Source organism: Aquamicrobium ahrensii (assembly GCF_040545755.1).
GTDB classification, from domain to species: domain Bacteria; phylum Pseudomonadota; class Alphaproteobacteria; order Rhizobiales; family Rhizobiaceae; genus Mesorhizobium; species Mesorhizobium ahrensii.
Window position 1 is genome coordinate 389,996 of sequence record NZ_JBEPMN010000002.1, and the last position, 14,508, is coordinate 404,503.

Consider the following 14,508-nt stretch of genomic DNA (forward strand, 5'->3'; position numbering starts at 1 on the left):
ATGGACAAGCCTGAACTGGTCGACCTGACCGAAAAGCAGAAGAAGGCCCGCCGCTGGCGTTCGATCGCCATCGGTCTGGCTCTGGCGGGGCTTGTCGTCATCTTCTATGTCGCAACGCTTGCGAAATTCGGCCCTGCCATTCTCAACAGATCGTTTTGAGGGAGGACATGACCATCGCTTCTGACAAGGACGAGGCCAGACTGAAGAGCAACCGCAGGGTTGCGGCGATCTGCGTCGCCTTTTTCTGCGGCATGGTCGGCATGGCCTACGCGGCCGTGCCGCTCTATACGCTGTTCTGTCAGGTGACGGGCTACGGCGGCACCACGCAGCGGGTGACCCAATATTCGGACCGCGTGCTGGATCGCGATATCACGATCCGTTTCGACGCCAACACGGCCGGCGGCGTGCCGTGGAAATTCGCGCCCGTCGACCGGTCGATCACGGTCAAGATCGGCGAGACGGCGCAGGCGCATTATACGGCCACCAACGTCGCTTCCGTCCCGACCGGTGGTCGCGCCACCTTCAATGTGACGCCGGAAACGGCCGGAGCCTATTTCAACAAGGTGGAATGCTTCTGCTTCACCGACACCACGCTCGCCGCGGGCGAAACGATGGACATGCCGGTCATCTTCTTCGTCGATCCCGATATCGTGGACGTGCCGGAACTGAAGAACGTAAAGACCATAACCCTGTCCTACACAATGTTCCCGATCGACAAGGTCGACTCCGCAGTCACCGGCGCGATCGATACAGATAACAAACCCACAACGAACGCCGAAGAGAACCTCGGGGGCTGATATGGCTGAAGCAAACGCGAAACAACATGACTATCATATCCTCGACCCTAGCCCGTGGCCCGTCCTCGGCTCCCTGGGCGCGCTGGTCATGTGCATCGGCGGCGTCTTCTGGATGCAGTATCTGAAGGGTAACGAATTTCCGGTCTTCGGCGTCAACATGGCCTCGCCATGGCCATTCTGGGTTGGCGTGCTCATCGTCCTGTACACCATGTATGGCTGGTGGTCCGACACGGTGAAGGAGGCCCATGAAGGGCACCACACACGGGTCGTCTCGCTTCACCTGCGCTATGGCATGATCATGTTCATCGCCTCCGAGGTGATGTTCTTCGTCGCCTGGTTCTGGGTGTTTTTCGACGCCAGCCTGTTTCCGGGAGAAACGGTCCAGTACGCGCGCAATGAATATACCGGAGGCATCTGGCCGCCGAAGGGCATCGAGGTTCTCGACCCCTTCTACCTGCCGCTTTACAACACCATCATTCTGCTGCTGTCGGGCACGTCGCTGACCTGGGCCCACCATGCCCTGCTGAATAACGACCGCAAGGGGCTGATCAACGGTCTGGCCATCACTGTGGCGCTCGGCGTCCTGTTCAGCTTCGTGCAGGCGTACGAATATGCCCATGCGCCGTTCGCCTTCAAGGACTCCATCTACGGAGCCACCTTCTTCATGGCGACCGGCTTCCACGGCTTCCACGTTTTCGTCGGAACCATCTTCCTGATCGTCTGCCTGATCCGCGCCATCCGTGGCGACTTCACGCCGAAGCAGCATTTCGGCCTCGAAGCCGCAGCCTGGTACTGGCACTTCGTCGACGTGGTGTGGCTCTTCCTCTACGCCACCATCTATGTGTGGGCTTCGATGGGCGGCGTCATCGCGGTCCACTGAGGCGCAGGCGAAATATGAATGAATGGGCGGCTGCGGCAACGTGGCCGCCTTTTCCTTTTCCGCTTTCGGCTGGTAGAGCAGTATCCATGGCGCAGCGGCAAGCCGCATCCAGAACTCCTTCCGGTGTGGGCTGATCAGGCGGAACGCCTTCAGGGTGAAGAGATGACCGACAAGCAGACATCAGGCGGTGAGGATCGGGCCCTGTGGGCTCCTGTCGATCCGATACGCGCGGGGATTGCGGGCCGTTGCCCACGCTGCGGCGAGGGCAGGCTGTTTTCCGGCTTTCTGACTGTCGGCAAGGAATGCAGCAGTTGCGGTCTCGACTATTCCTATGCCGATGCGGGTGACGGACCGGCGGTGTTCGTCATTCTGATCATCGGCTTCATCGTTGTCGGGCTGGCCCTGTGGGTCGAGGTGACCTACAGCCCCACGCTTCTGGTTCATATGCTGCTGTGGGCGCCGCTGGCGCTCATCCTTGCTCTTTTGTCGCTGCGCTGGATAAAGGGCGTTCTGCTGACGCTGCAATATGCCAACAAGGCGGCGCAGGGCAGGCTGGATAGCAACGAATGAGCGATAGCCCCGCCACGGAACTGAAGGGCCGAGGTCGCTTCTGGCTTGCCGTCCTGCTGAGCCTGATCGGGCTTGCCGTGCTGCTTTCGCTCGGCACATGGCAGATGCAGCGGCTGAAGTGGAAAGAGGGCCTGCTCGCCACCATAGACCAGCGCATGCATTCACAACCGATTTCTCTCCAGCAGGCGGAGCGGCTTTTTGAGGAAAGCGGCGATGTGGATTATGTGCCGGTTTCAGTGAACGGCGTCTTCGTGCATGAAGGCGAGCGGCATTTTCTGGCCACATGGAAAGGCCAGTCCGGCTTTTATGTCTACACACCGCTGAAACTGGAGGATGGCCGCTTCCTTCTGGTTAATCGCGGGTTCGTTCCCTATGGCATGAAGGAAGCCTCCAGCCGGGCCGAAGGTCAGGTGCAGGGCACGCTTGCGGTGACGGGCCTCGGCCGCAATCCTCTTGCCGAAAAGCCATCCAGCATCGTGCCGGACAATGATCTGGCCAAGAACGTATTCTACTGGAAGGACCGCGACGCCATGGCCGCGTCGGCCGGATTGCCTGCCGGATACACGCTCATTCCCTTCTTCCTCGACGCCGATGCGACGCCAAATCCAGGAGGATGGCCCGCCGGCGGCGTCACCATCGTCGACCTGCCCAACAATCACCTCGAATATGCGGTGACATGGTACGGGCTGGCGGTGGCGCTTGCAGGCGTGCTTCTGTTTTCACTGGTCGGGCGACGCAAACGCCGGCGGTCATGAAGGCGATCGTCCCCGACCCTTGACATGAGTGGCATGGTCATCCCATGTCGAGCGGAGCGCCGCTACGGCATCTTGCAGCCAGATGGGTCATCCCGGCGTCGCAGGATGCGGCCAGAGCATGGGACCGCAAGGCGTACGCGGTTTCGGGTTGTTCCGATGCTCGATCACAGGGTTGGAGCGTTCCTTGTGCGTCCGAAAAGATGCACGGCGCTCCAGGAAAATTGGCTGGAATTGCGGGCCCGTTCGTCAGAACGTCCGCTGCTCCGGCATTCCAGCGAAAGGGTGCTGCGGTCGGCGACCGGCATTGCGAAAGAATTTGGACCAGATGCTCAAGACCATCCCGGCCGATAACGCGCCGACTGTGACCAGGCCGCCGTTGACGATTCGGCTTTGCCAGCCGCGCGGTTTCTGCGCCGGCGTGGACCGGGCGATCCAGATCGTGGTTCTGGCCATCAAGAAATACGGCGCGCCGGTGTATGTGCGCCACGAGATCGTGCACAATCGCTATGTGGTCGAGGGGTTGCAGAACCTTGGCGCGGTGTTCATCGAGGAACTCCATGAGATCCCAGACGACCATCATCAATGCCCGGTCGTCTTCTCGGCCCACGGCGTGCCGAAATCGGTTCCCGCCGATGCGCGGGAGCGGAACCTGTTTTATCTGGATGCGACCTGTCCGCTGGTTTCCAAGGTCCACAAGCAGGCGATCCGCCATCATCGCCATGGCCGCCATGTGCTGCTGATCGGCCATGCGGGCCACCCGGAAGTGATCGGCACCATGGGGCAGTTGCCGGATGGCGCGGTGACGCTTATCGAAACGGAAGACGACGCCCGCACCTTTCAGCCGGCCGACGCGCAGGTGCTGGGCTTCGTGACCCAGACCACGCTGTCGGTCGAGGACACCGCCCATATTCTGGAGGCCTTGCAGGAGCGTTTCCCGACGATGCAGGCTCCGGCGGCCGAATCGATCTGCTACGCCACCACCAACAGGCAGGACGCGGTGAAGGAAACGGCCCCCGGCGCCGACCTCTATCTCGTGGTCGGCGCGCCGAATTCCTCCAATTCGCGCCGGCTGGTCGAGGTGGCGGAACGCGCGGGCGCGCGCATGTCTCTTCTGGTGCAGCGCGCCAGCGAGATTCCGTGGAACGAGATCGGCAAGATTTCCACGCTCGGTCTTTCGGCCGGGGCCTCTGCGCCCGAAATCATCGTCGACGAGATCATCGAAGCCTTCAGGGCGCGCTTCGACGTCACGGTCGATCTGGCCATCACCGCCACCGAGACCGAGGATTTCCCGGTCATGCGCGTGCTGCGCGACGTGGAACTTACCAAGGCCGACATGGCCTTCGTCAACGGCGAACGATAGCAGGCACGCATGGCCGTCTACACCGATGTCACCGAAGGTGAACTGGGCGCGTTCCTGCGCGATTATCCCGTCGGCGAGCTTTTGTCCTACAAGGGCATCGCCGAGGGGACTGAAAACTCGAATTTCCTCCTGCACACGAGCGGAGGCTCATTCATCCTCACGCTTTATGAGAAGCGGGTGGAAAAGACCGACCTGCCGTTTTTCCTCGGCCTGATGGACCATCTGGCCGGCAGGGGGATTTCCTGCCCGCTGCCTGTGCACCGGCATGACGGCGAGATCATTGGCGCACTGGCGGGACGGCCGGCCGCCATCATCACCTTTCTGGAAGGCATGTGGCCGCGCCGGCCCACCGCCGCGCATTGTCGGGAGGTGGGCAGGGTTCTGGCCTCTATGCATCTGGCCGGAGCCGACTTCCCGATGACCCGCAGGAACGCGCTGGCGCTCGATGGCTGGCGGGAATTGTGGACCGCATCGCGCGGGCGCGCCGATGAGGTCGAGTCCGGTCTGGCGCGGGAGGTCGACGCCGACTTCGCCGCTTTCGAGGAAAGCTGGCCCATGAACCTGCCGGGCGGCGTCATCCATGCCGATCTGTTTCCGGACAATGTGTTCTTCCTTGGCGAAAAGCTGTCAGGCTTGATCGATTTCTATTTCGCCTGCAACGACCTGCTCGCCTACGATCTCGCCACCTGCCTCAACGCCTGGTGCTTCGAGAAGGACATGTCCTACAACCTCACCAAGGGTGCCGCGCTGCTTGCCGGCTATCAGAGCGTGCGACCGCTGACAGACGACGAGAAGCAGGCGCTGCCCATTCTGGCGCGCGGCTCGGCGCTGCGCTTCATGCTGACCCGTCTTTATGACTGGTTGCACGGGCCGGATGGAGACCTCGTCGTCAAGCGGGATCCGGCCGAATACATCCGCAAGATGCGCTTCCATCGCGCCATCGTCTCGCCGCAGGAATACGGGCTGCCATGAAGTGCGTGGAAATCTTCACCGACGGCGCCTGTTCCGGCAATCCGGGGCCTGGCGGCTGGGGCGCGATCCTGCGTTTCAACGGCACGACGCGCGAGATGTCCGGCGGGGAGGCGCAGACGACCAACAATCGCATGGAACTGATGGCCGCGATTTCGGCGCTGAACGCGCTGAAAGAACCCTGCGAAGTCGATCTGCACACCGATTCCATCTATGTGAAGGACGGCATTTCAAGCTGGATCGATGGCTGGAAACGGCGCGGCTGGAAGACGGCGGACAAGAAGCCGGTCAAGAATGTGGAGTTGTGGCAGGCGCTGGATGAAGCGCGCAATCGTCACAAGGTGAACTGGCTCTGGGTCAAGGGCCATGCCGGCCATCCCGAGAACGAACGCGCCGACGAACTGGCGCGCGAGGGCATGGCCCCGTTCAAGAAGGGACCTGTGCGGACTGCGAACGCGGCGCCGAAACCCGATATGGAAAAACCGGCGCGGGCGAAGCCGCGCCGGTCGTCACAGAGCTATTGAAAGACGAGAGCCGGCTTGCCGGCTCTTTTCCTGTGCTCAGAGCTGCTCCAGGATTTTCGCAGCCGTGGTCTCGTCGGCCTTGCTCGGTACTGGCTCGATATTGAGCGCAGTCACCTTGCCGTCATCGAGGATCATGGAAAAGCGCTTGGAGCGCAGGCCCATGCCGGCTCCCGTCAGATCGATGTCAAGGCCGAGCGCCTTGACGAAAGTGCCGCTGCCGTCGGCCAGATAGACGATCTTGCCTTCCCCGCCGGTGAATTTTTCCCATGCGCCCATCACGAAAGCGTCGTTGACGGCCACCACGGCGATCGTGTCCACGCCGCGGGCGCGGATCGCGTCGTTGTTTTCCAGGTAACCGGGCAGATGATTGTTGTTGCAGGTGGGGGTGAAAGCACCCGGCACACCGAACAGAACGACCTTCTTGCCCGCGAAAATGTCGGCAGTGGTCAGTTCCTTTGCGCCGTCGGCGGTCATGGTCTTCAAAGTGGCTTCAGGCAGCTTGTCGCCAACGGAAATCGTCATGGAAATTCCTCATCATGTAAAGGGACGTGAGATCGATAGCGGACTATGCCTGCCGCTGCAACGACGCTGGTTCAGGGATAGGGCAGGAAGCCGGAAACCGCGCCTGCGGAGGAAGTCAGCGTGTAAGGCACGCCCTCTCCGAGGGGCTTTTGTGCGGGGCGGGCAAGGATAGGCAACTCGAACACAAGCCTGCCATCCTGAGCCTTGCGGGCAGGCGTTGCGAAGGCATAGCCTTCTTCGCCGGCGACGAAGAGTTCTACCGATTGTGCGCCGTGTGGGAGCGAGGCTTCCACTTCCAGAACGCCGTTTTCCGAGGCGATAACGCTGACGCCGAAATCCGCGGCGGCCCGTCCGGGCAGCGCCGCCCGTGCGTTGCGCACCAGAGCTTCTTCCACCGCCTCATGGGAAGGTTTGGCCAGATCGACTTCCAGATCGGCATGAACCGGAATGCAGATCTTCTCACATATGCCGACCAGCACCTGTGCGGCGATGCTGCCCATCGGTGCCGCGCCATCGGCCACAGTGAAGCTGACCGGCAGCAGCACGGAGCGGTCATAGCCCGCCCATTCCGAATAGCCGTCGTCGTGCCGACTGGGGGCGGGGAAGTCGAGCTTCGCTTCCCTGAACCGCTTGCCATCGACCGTGATCTGCGGCGGCACGCCGCTATCGCCGGGGTCGCGCCAATAGGTCTTCCAGCCGGGCTTCAGGTCGATCTCAAGCACACCTTGCAGGCGCCCTTCAGCGTCGGGCTGGCTGGCTGTAACGAGCCGGATCCGTCCGCCCTCGTTCTGGTGCCAGTCCGACGAGGCCGCATGGGCGGGAAGGACGACGAGAGCGGCCGCCAGTGAAATGACCGGAAAAATGAACGGGCTGCGCATGGCGTTCGGTTTGGCCCTCGCCGACCGCCTCTGCAACCACTTTTGACCTGCGCCCCGTATCATTTTTGCGTGAGCATCGGTGGTAAGCTGGAATTTTCAGCAGGCAGGCGTGACGCTGGCGCATCTTTCCAGCGTCGCTGAAACGCGCTAACTTTCACGGGATGGATATATTGTCCGGCAAGAATGCGGACTCGGGGCGCGGCGGTTTCCTCGAGGATCAGTTCCTCATCGCCATGCCCGGCATGAAGGATGACAGGTTCGCACGCTCCGTGATCTATGTCTGCGCCCACAGCGACGAGGGCGCGATGGGCCTGATCATCAACCAGACCCAGCAGATATTGTTCCCCGACCTTCTCGTGCAGCTTGGCATCATGGACGAGCAGGAAGCGATCCGCCTGTCGCCGCCGGCGCGCGACCTGGTGATCCGCAATGGAGGTCCGGTCGATCGCAGCCGCGGTTTCGTGCTGCATTCGGGCGATTACCGGGTCGAATCCTCGCTCAATGTGGCCCACAACATCTGTCTGACTGCGACGGTGGACATATTGCGGGCCATCTCGACCGGCCGGGGACCGCGCAGCGCGCTGATGGCGCTTGGCTATTCGGGTTGGGGCGCGGGCCAGCTCGAGAACGAGATCGCCCAGAACGGCTGGCTGACCTGCCCGGCCACACCGGAACTGCTGTTCGACGCTGAGATCGAGAGCACGTATGATCGTATCCTCGCCTCGATCGGCATAGACATCGCGCATCTCAGCCCGAACGCCGGGCACGCCTGATCCGATACGGATAATCACGCCTGCGCTAGAGGGTACTGTTCCTTCAGCAGCTTGATGGCCTGATCGCCGGAAACCGGCGGGCCGAACATGAAGCTCTGCACATATTCACAGCCGATCTGGCGAAGCTCCAGCGCGTCGCTCGGATCGGACACGCCTTCGGCAACCACCGAAAGGCCCAGCTCATGGGCCATGTTGACCATGGATTTGAGAAGCATGGTGCGCTTCGGCGTGGTGTCGTCGACGAAGCTCTTGTCGATCTTGATCGTATCGAACGGGAAGCGGGTGAGATAGGCGAGCGACGAATAGCCGGTGCCGAAATCGTCGAGCGACAGGCCGATGCCGAGATGCTTGAGCTTGTTCAGCACATGGGCGGTCTGTTCGGGATTGTCCATGACCAGAGATTCGGTCAGCTCCAGCCGGAAACAGCGCGCCTTGAGATTGGCGCGGGCGAGAATGGAACGCACGTCGCTGACGAGATCGCGGCGAATGAGCTGGCGGCTGGAAAGATTGACGGAAACAGACAGCGGCACGTCGCCGATCTGCTTCTGCCACGAAACGAGGTCCTCGGCGGCCTTCTGCATGGCGAACAGGCCGAGCGGAACGATCAGCCCGCAATTCTCCGCCACCGGAATGAAATCGGCTGGCGGAATCATGCCGCGCCGCGGATGTTCCCAGCGCATCAGGGCTTCGAAGCCGGCGATGCTGTTGTCCTCCAGCCGCACGATCGGCTGGTAGGCGAGGGTGAGTTCCTTACGCTCGATGGCCCGGCGAAGGTCGGATTCGAACTGCAGCTTGTCGGTGCCCACGGTGCGGAAGGAGGGGCGGAAAGGCTCTATCCTGTCGCCGCCGAAGCGCTTGGCCTGATGCAGCGCCAGTTCGGCGTCCTTGACCATGTCTCCGGCCGAGGTCTGGTCCGAAGTCCAGCTGATCAGGCCGATGGAGGCGGTCAGCACGATCTCGCGCTTGGCGAAGGTGATCGGGGCGCTGATGGCGTGCTTGATCGCGTCCGCCACGGCGGCGATGCGTGCCGGTTCCTGGTCGGACAGAAGCATCAGCGCGAACTGGTCGCCGGCGAAGCGCGACAGGGAATCCTGCGGTTTGAGCAGCCGGTGCAACCGGCGGCCTATGGTCAGCAGAATGGTGTCGCCGGCGGAAATGCCGAGCCCGTCATTGACCTGCTTGAACCGGTCAATGTCGATTACAAACACGGTCGGCCGCACCTTTTCCTCAGTGCGGGCGATGGCGATGACGGCCTCCAGCCGGTTCATGAACAGTTCGCGGCTGGGAAGGCCGGTGAGGTTGTCGTGCACCGCGTCGTGCAGCAGGCGCTCTTCCGCCTTCTTGTGCTCGGTCACGTCGATCATGGTGCCGACGCAGCGGATGACCTCGCCATCCGAGCCGATCACCGGGCGGGCGCGCAGCGCAAACCAATGATAGTGGCCATCGGCCCCGCGCAGGCGGAATTGCTGGCCGACGCGCCCGCGCCTGTGCTCCAGCACGATATCCAGCGTGGTGCGGAACGTGTCGCGGTCGTCGGCGTGGAGAACCGGCAGCCAGTTGCGGGCCGGTCCGCCGAGGCTGTTCGGTTCAAGGCCGAGCTGAATGCTGATGTCGGGCCGGGTGACCACGCGGTCGCGCAGCACGTCCCAATCCCAGACGATGTCGCCTGCGCCCATGACCGCTAGCGCCTGCCGCTCGATATCGGAGAACAGGCCCTGGTGGAGCGCTCCGCCGGCGAAGGCGTGCTGCATCACGGTGAAGCCGATCAGCAGGATGATGAGGATCAGGCCGCCGCCAAGCGCCGGTTGCACGATGTCGTTGTCGAGCAGGCCGGTCACCGCCATCCATGAGCCGGTGAGCCACAGAAGCACCATCACCCAGCTTGGCACCAGCATGATGGCGCGGTCATAGCCGCGAATGCCGAGATACAGGATGAGCCCTATGCCGACCAGGGCCGTGGCGGCGAAGGAGAAACGGGCGATGCCGGCTGCGATCGGCGGGTCGATGATGGCGATGCCGGCGATCAGCCCCAGACACAATATCCATACCAGCGCGCCATAGCTGAAATGGCCATGCCAGCGGTTGAGGTTGAGATAGGTGAACAGGAACACCACGAAGGTGGCGGCCAGGCCGATCTCGGTTCCCGCCCGCCATATCTGCTCATTGCCGGGCGAAAGCTCGATGATCTTGTAGAGGAAACCGAAATCCACGCAGATATAGGCAAGGACAGCCCAGGAAAGCGCGGCCGTGGCCGGGAACATAGAGGTGCCCTTGACCACGAACAGGATGGTGAGGAACAGGGCGAGCAGGCCGGCGATGCCGAGAACGATGCCGCGATAGAGCGTGTAGGAATTGACCGAATCCTTGTAGGCCTCCGGCTCCCACAGATAAACCTGCGGCAGCTTGGGCGACGCGAGATCGGCGACGAAGGTGACGACCGCGCCGGGATTGAGCGTGACGCGGAACACGTCGGCGTCGGGGCTGGCCTGCCGGTCGAGCGCGAAGCCTTCGCTCGGCGTGATGGCGGCGATGCGCGTGGAGCCGAGGTCGGGCCACAGCAGGCCGGAGTTCACCAGCCGGAAATGCGGCGCGACGATCAAGCGGTCGATCTGCTCGTCGGTGGTGTTGGCAAGCGCGAACACGGCCCAGTCGCCGCTGGAGCGGTTGTCATTGGCCTCGACCTCGATGCGGCGCACGATGCCGTCCGGGCCGGGCGCGGTGGAAACCTGGAAGTTCTCGCCCTGATTGCGGTAGATCTCCACGGCTCCGGACAGATCCAGCGCCACGTCGTCGCGGGAAATCTTGATCGGCTCGACGGCGTGAGCCGCCGCGATCTGGAAAAGAAGCCCAAGGACGAGGAAGGGGGCGGCGAGAAGCGTGGCCGGCAGCAGCCGCGCACCAGAGCGCCGTGCGTCCTTTCGGACGCACAAAAGACGCCCTGGCATTTTGATCGAGCATCGGAACAATCCGAAAACCGATACCACTTTCCGGTCCGATGCTCCGGGGAATGTCGTCAAAATCAGTCCTTACGTTCACGCGGCCGGCGGATCGTCCTCGATCCGGGCATAAAGATAATGGTCCTGCCAGGCGCCGTTGATCCTCAGATAGGACCGCAGCAGTCCTTCGCGCCGGAATCCGGCTTTTTCAAGCACGCGGATGGAGCGAATGTTTTCGGGAATACAGGCTGCCTCGATCCGGTGCAACTTCAGTTCGCCGAAAGCGTAGCGTGAAAGCGCCTTCACGGCGTCGGTCATCAGGCCCTGTCCGGCATAGGGCTGGCCGATCCAGTAGCCGACCTGGGCGCTCCTGGAGACGCCATGGCGGACATTGCCGAGCGTTATGCCGCCGACCAGCCTGCCGCGGCTTTTCTCGAAGATGAAAAAGGCCATGGCAATACCCTGCGCATGGTCCTGCCGATAGTGGTTGATGCGCATGCGCCATGCGGTGCGCTCAAGCTCGTCGGGCAGCCAGCGCGGTTCCCACGGTTCGAGGAAAGCACGGCTGGCGGCGCGCAATTGCGCCCATTCACGGTAGTCGCCGATCTGTGGCGCACGCAGGCTTACCCTGTCGCCTTCCGGTGCCGGAATTTCGCGGCGGATGAAGGGAAGGGCGAACACGGCTGCAAAAATTCTACACGGCAAGCCGGTGCGGCATCGACGTGGAGGAAGGTAGCGCGCCCACTACGGATTCGTATGAGGTCAGCGGACCGATGGGGCCGACGGCCGCAAGGGTCGGCTTGGCGGAGAACAGCCGTCCGGACAGGTCGGTCAGCCGTTCCACGCTCAGCGCTGAAAGCCGCTCCATCAACTCTTCCTTGGGGATGGGCCGGCCGAACAGGAGAAGCTGGCGGGCGATTTGCGACGCGCGGCTGGACGGGCTTTCGCCAGACATGATGAGCCCGGCGCGATATTGCGCGCGGGCCCGGTCCAGTTCCTCCGGGAGAATGCGGTCGCCGGCCTTCTGCAATTCCTGCGCGATCACCGGCACCAGCTGGGCCAGATTGTTCTGCCCTGTGGCGGCGTGGATGCCGAAAATGCCGGTGTCGGAGAAACCCCAGTGGAAGGCATAGACCGAGTAGCAGAGGCCGCGCTTTTCGCGCACTTCCTGGAACAGACGCGACGACATGCCTCCGCCGAGGATCATCGACAGCACCTGTGAGGCGTAGAAGTCGCGTACGTGATAGGCGCGGCCCTCGAAACCGAGGATGACCTGCGCATCCATCAGGTCGCGATTCTCGCGGAAATCGCCGCCCACATATTGCGCATATTGGGAGATCGCGCCCTGCGCGTGCGGACGGAAGCCGCCCAGCTTGCGCTCCACCTCCCGCACGAAGTCGTCATGCTTCACGTCTCCTGCGGCGACGACGATCATGCGGTCTGCGCCATATTCGCGTTGCATGAAGCGGTGAAGCTGCGCCGAACTGAAGGACAGCACCGTTTCCGGCGTACCGAGAATCGAGCGGCCGAGCGTCTGGTGGCGGAAGGCCGTTTCGGTGAAGCGGTCGAAGACGACGTCGTCCGGCGTGTCGTGCGCTGCGCCGATCTCCTGCAGGATGACATTCTGCTCGCGCTCCAGCTCTTCGGGCTCGAAAGTGGAGTTCTGGAGGATATCGGCGAGAAGGTCGACCGCCAGAGGCACGTCGTCCGACAGCACGCGGGCGTAGAAGGAAGTGGTTTCGACGCTGGTGGCGGCGTTGATCTCGCCGCCCACATTCTCGATCTCGGAGGCGATCTGGAAGGCGCTGCGCCTGGCGGTGCCCTTGAAAGCCATATGTTCGAGCAGATGCGCCATTCCGTGCTCGTCTTCACGTTCGTTACGGGCTCCGGATTTGACCCAGACCCCGAGAGCGACGGATTCCATGCTTGGAAGGGTTTCGGTGGCGACTGTCAGGCCGTTCGACAGACGGCTTACCTCAACGCCCATATGGATCACACTCCCTGGCTCCGGATCGCCGTTCGCCGGAAAGGCGCACGAAGGACGACCTGACAATTTGATAGAGCACCGGATCGGCCCGATGCTCTAGGCCCGCGTATGGCGGGAAATATGATCTTCCAACATTTTTTTGTCCGATGGAAGCACTGTGTAGTTTTCCTTTGCGCTCATCAGGTGTGAAAGCCATGCCGGAAGGGCCGGCGACACGCCGCAAGCTTCCTCCACCGCGGCTGGGAACTTGGCGGGGTGGGCAGTGCCAAGGATGACGTTCGGCGCGGCGGAATTCTGCGCGCCCGCTGCGACATGGACCGCCGTGGCGGTATGCGGGTCAAGCAGGTAACCGCTCGACGCCAGCGCGGCGCGGATCGTTTCGGCCGTGTCCTTCATCGTCGCGCGGCCGGCGGTGAAGCCTTCGCGGATCGACTCGATTTCCTGCTTCTCTATGGTGAAGGCGCCGGACTGGCTGAGACCGTTCATATAGCGCCGCACCGTTTCGGCGTTGCGGCCGGAAGCCTCGAACAGCAGGCGCTCGAAATTGGACGAGATCTGGATGTCCATCGACGGCGAGGTGGTGGCGACCACGCCCTCCATCCGGTATTCACCGGTTGCCAGCGTGCGCGCCAGAATGTCGTTGTCGTTGGTGGCTATGGTCAGGGTCTCCACCGGCAGGCCCATGCGCTTTGCAGCGTAACCCGCAAAGATATCGCCGAAATTGCCGGTTGGCACGGTGAAGGAAACCGCGCGGTCCGGCGCGCCGAGCGATACGGCAGAGGTGAAGTAGTAGACGATCTGGGCCATGATGCGCGCCCAGTTGATCGAATTCACGCCCGAGAGCGCAACCCGGTCGCGGAAGCCGTGATCGTTGAACAGTTCCTTCACCAGGCTCTGGCAGTCGTCGAAATTGCCTTCGATGGCGAGCGCGTGGACATTGTCCGCCGTCGAGGTGGTCATCTGGCGCTGCTGCACCGGCGACACCTTGCCGTTGGGGAACAGGATGAAGATGTCGGTGCGGCTGCGGCCGGCGAAGGCCTCGATGGCCGCCCCGCCCGTATCGCCCGAGGTCGCGCCGACGATGGTGGCGCGCCGGTCGCGCTCGGCAAGCACATGGTCCATCAGGCGGGCGAGCAATTGCATGGCCACATCCTTGAATGCGAGCGTGGGGCCATGGAACAGTTCGAGCACGAAGTTGTTGGGGCCAAGCTGCACCAGCGGGCAGACCGCCTCATGGCGGAAGGTGGCGTAGGCCTCGTTGATCAGCTTCTCCAGAACCGGGGTCGCGATCTCCCCGCCGACGAAGGGTGTGATCACGCGCAGCGCGATTTCCTGGTAGGTCAGGCCGCGCATGGCGCGGATATCGGCGGTGGAAAACCGGGGCCATTCCTGCGGCAGATAGAGGCCGCCATCCCGTGCCAGCCCTGCAAGTATGGCATCGGAAAAGCCGAGACGAGGCGCTTCACCGCGGGTGCTGATGTAGTTCATGAAAGCTATTCCGTTTTTCCAGTCGGCAGGCGTGTGGATTTGTCGCTTTCGTCAGTCGCATTTTCGCCG

15 protein-coding genes are annotated in these 14,508 nt (G+C 62.6%); 9 read left to right on the forward strand and 6 right to left on the reverse strand.

The genetic code is table 11. The annotated features are described in order from the left end of the window. The 8 genes from ABID44_RS04745 to rnhA all read left to right on the forward strand — a co-directional run bounded on the left by ABID44_RS04745 (nt 1) and on the right by rnhA (nt 5,855). A complete protein-coding gene (locus ABID44_RS04745; RefSeq protein ID WP_354150523.1) occupies nt 1–159 on the forward strand; it encodes a cytochrome c oxidase system small membrane protein in 159 nt (52 codons plus the stop codon). A gap of 8 nt (nt 160–167) precedes the next feature. Then, entirely contained in the window at nt 168–797 is a 630-nt protein-coding gene (locus ABID44_RS04750) for a cytochrome c oxidase assembly protein (protein WP_354150524.1), read from the forward strand. Nucleotide 798: 1 nt separating this feature from the next. Further along, a complete protein-coding gene (locus tag ABID44_RS04755; RefSeq protein WP_354150525.1) occupies nt 799–1,677 on the forward strand; it encodes a cytochrome c oxidase subunit 3 in 879 nt (292 codons plus the stop codon). A gap of 162 nt (nt 1,678–1,839) precedes the next feature. Beyond that, nucleotides 1,840–2,247 carry a DUF983 domain-containing protein gene (locus tag ABID44_RS04760; RefSeq protein WP_354150526.1) on the forward strand — a complete coding sequence of 136 codons (408 nt, stop codon included), beginning with the start codon at nt 1,840–1,842 and terminating at the stop codon, nt 2,245–2,247. Further along, nucleotides 2,244–3,002 carry an SURF1 family protein gene (locus ABID44_RS04765; RefSeq protein WP_354150527.1) on the forward strand — a complete coding sequence of 253 codons (759 nt, stop codon included), beginning with the start codon at nt 2,244–2,246 and terminating at the stop codon, nt 3,000–3,002. Before ABID44_RS04760 ends, ABID44_RS04765 begins: the two co-directional genes overlap by 4 nt. Before the next feature lie 325 nt (nt 3,003–3,327). Further along, the gene (ispH, locus tag ABID44_RS04770; RefSeq protein WP_354150598.1) at nt 3,328–4,362 is read left to right on the forward strand and encodes a 4-hydroxy-3-methylbut-2-enyl diphosphate reductase; all 1,035 of its coding nucleotides are present in this window, start codon (nt 3,328–3,330) and stop codon (nt 4,360–4,362) included. 9 nt (nt 4,363–4,371) lie between these two features. Further along, a complete protein-coding gene (locus ABID44_RS04775; RefSeq protein WP_354150528.1) occupies nt 4,372–5,334 on the forward strand; it encodes a homoserine kinase in 963 nt (320 codons plus the stop codon). After that, a complete protein-coding gene (gene rnhA, locus ABID44_RS04780) occupies nt 5,331–5,855 on the forward strand; it encodes a ribonuclease HI (protein WP_354150529.1) in 525 nt (174 codons plus the stop codon). Before ABID44_RS04775 ends, rnhA begins: the two co-directional genes overlap by 4 nt. Nucleotides 5,856–5,891: 36 nt before the next feature. On the opposite strand, the gene ABID44_RS04785 is transcribed toward rnhA, so the two are convergent. Further along, nucleotides 5,892–6,377 carry a peroxiredoxin gene (locus ABID44_RS04785; RefSeq protein ID WP_354150530.1) on the reverse strand — a complete coding sequence of 162 codons (486 nt, stop codon included), beginning with the start codon at nt 6,375–6,377 and terminating at the stop codon, nt 5,892–5,894. Between the two features lie 71 nt (nt 6,378–6,448). Beyond that, nucleotides 6,449–7,255 carry a protein-disulfide reductase DsbD domain-containing protein gene (locus ABID44_RS04790; protein ID WP_354150531.1) on the reverse strand — a complete coding sequence of 269 codons (807 nt, stop codon included), beginning with the start codon at nt 7,253–7,255 and terminating at the stop codon, nt 6,449–6,451. A gap of 161 nt (nt 7,256–7,416) precedes the next feature. On the opposite strand from ABID44_RS04790, the gene ABID44_RS04795 reads away from it, so the two are divergent. Then, nucleotides 7,417–8,028 (forward strand): YqgE/AlgH family protein, encoded by a 612-nt coding sequence (locus ABID44_RS04795; protein ID WP_354150532.1) that lies wholly within the window; start codon nt 7,417–7,419, stop codon nt 8,026–8,028. 14 nt (nt 8,029–8,042) lie between these two features. Here the strand turns inward: ABID44_RS04795 and ABID44_RS04800 are convergent, their stop codons facing one another. The 4 genes from ABID44_RS04800 to thrC form a co-directional block, all read right to left on the reverse strand. Then, nucleotides 8,043–10,862 carry an EAL domain-containing protein gene (locus tag ABID44_RS04800; protein WP_354150599.1) on the reverse strand — a complete coding sequence of 940 codons (2,820 nt, stop codon included), beginning with the start codon at nt 10,860–10,862 and terminating at the stop codon, nt 8,043–8,045. A 198-nt stretch (nt 10,863–11,060) separates the two neighbouring features. Continuing rightward, the gene (locus tag ABID44_RS04805; RefSeq protein ID WP_354150533.1) at nt 11,061–11,645 is read right to left on the reverse strand and encodes a GNAT family N-acetyltransferase; all 585 of its coding nucleotides are present in this window, start codon (nt 11,643–11,645) and stop codon (nt 11,061–11,063) included. Nucleotides 11,646–11,658: 13 nt separating this feature from the next. Next, a complete protein-coding gene (locus ABID44_RS04810; RefSeq protein WP_354150534.1) occupies nt 11,659–12,951 on the reverse strand; it encodes a M16 family metallopeptidase in 1,293 nt (430 codons plus the stop codon). Nucleotides 12,952–13,047: 96 nt separating this feature from the next. Then, nucleotides 13,048–14,439, reverse strand: coding sequence for a threonine synthase (thrC, locus tag ABID44_RS04815; RefSeq protein ID WP_354150535.1), 1,392 nt, complete (start codon nt 14,437–14,439; stop codon nt 13,048–13,050). Nucleotides 14,440–14,508: the final 69 nt, after the last annotated feature.

What these genes read in the sequence shown, in the direction of transcription:
- ABID44_RS04745 (WP_354150523.1), top strand. Translation starts at nt 1, where the DNA reads ATGGACAAGCCTGAACTGGTCGACCTGACCGAAAAGCAGAAGAAGGCC.
- ABID44_RS04750 (WP_354150524.1), top strand. Translation starts at nt 168, where the DNA reads ATGACCATCGCTTCTGACAAGGACGAGGCCAGACTGAAGAGCAACCGC.
- ABID44_RS04755 (WP_354150525.1), top strand. Translation starts at nt 799, where the DNA reads ATGGCTGAAGCAAACGCGAAACAACATGACTATCATATCCTCGACCCT.
- ABID44_RS04760 (WP_354150526.1), top strand. Translation starts at nt 1,840, where the DNA reads ATGACCGACAAGCAGACATCAGGCGGTGAGGATCGGGCCCTGTGGGCT.
- ABID44_RS04765 (WP_354150527.1), top strand. Translation starts at nt 2,244, where the DNA reads ATGAGCGATAGCCCCGCCACGGAACTGAAGGGCCGAGGTCGCTTCTGG.
- ispH (WP_354150598.1), top strand. Translation starts at nt 3,328, where the DNA reads ATGCTCAAGACCATCCCGGCCGATAACGCGCCGACTGTGACCAGGCCG.
- ABID44_RS04775 (WP_354150528.1), top strand. Translation starts at nt 4,372, where the DNA reads ATGGCCGTCTACACCGATGTCACCGAAGGTGAACTGGGCGCGTTCCTG.
- rnhA (WP_354150529.1), top strand. Translation starts at nt 5,331, where the DNA reads ATGAAGTGCGTGGAAATCTTCACCGACGGCGCCTGTTCCGGCAATCCG.
- ABID44_RS04785 (WP_354150530.1), bottom strand. Translation starts at nt 6,377, where the DNA reads ATGACGATTTCCGTTGGCGACAAGCTGCCTGAAGCCACTTTGAAGACC.
- ABID44_RS04790 (WP_354150531.1), bottom strand. Translation starts at nt 7,255, where the DNA reads ATGCGCAGCCCGTTCATTTTTCCGGTCATTTCACTGGCGGCCGCTCTC.
- ABID44_RS04795 (WP_354150532.1), top strand. Translation starts at nt 7,417, where the DNA reads ATGGATATATTGTCCGGCAAGAATGCGGACTCGGGGCGCGGCGGTTTC.
- ABID44_RS04810 (WP_354150534.1), bottom strand. Translation starts at nt 12,951, where the DNA reads ATGGGCGTTGAGGTAAGCCGTCTGTCGAACGGCCTGACAGTCGCCACC.
- thrC (WP_354150535.1), bottom strand. Translation starts at nt 14,439, where the DNA reads ATGAACTACATCAGCACCCGCGGTGAAGCGCCTCGTCTCGGCTTTTCC.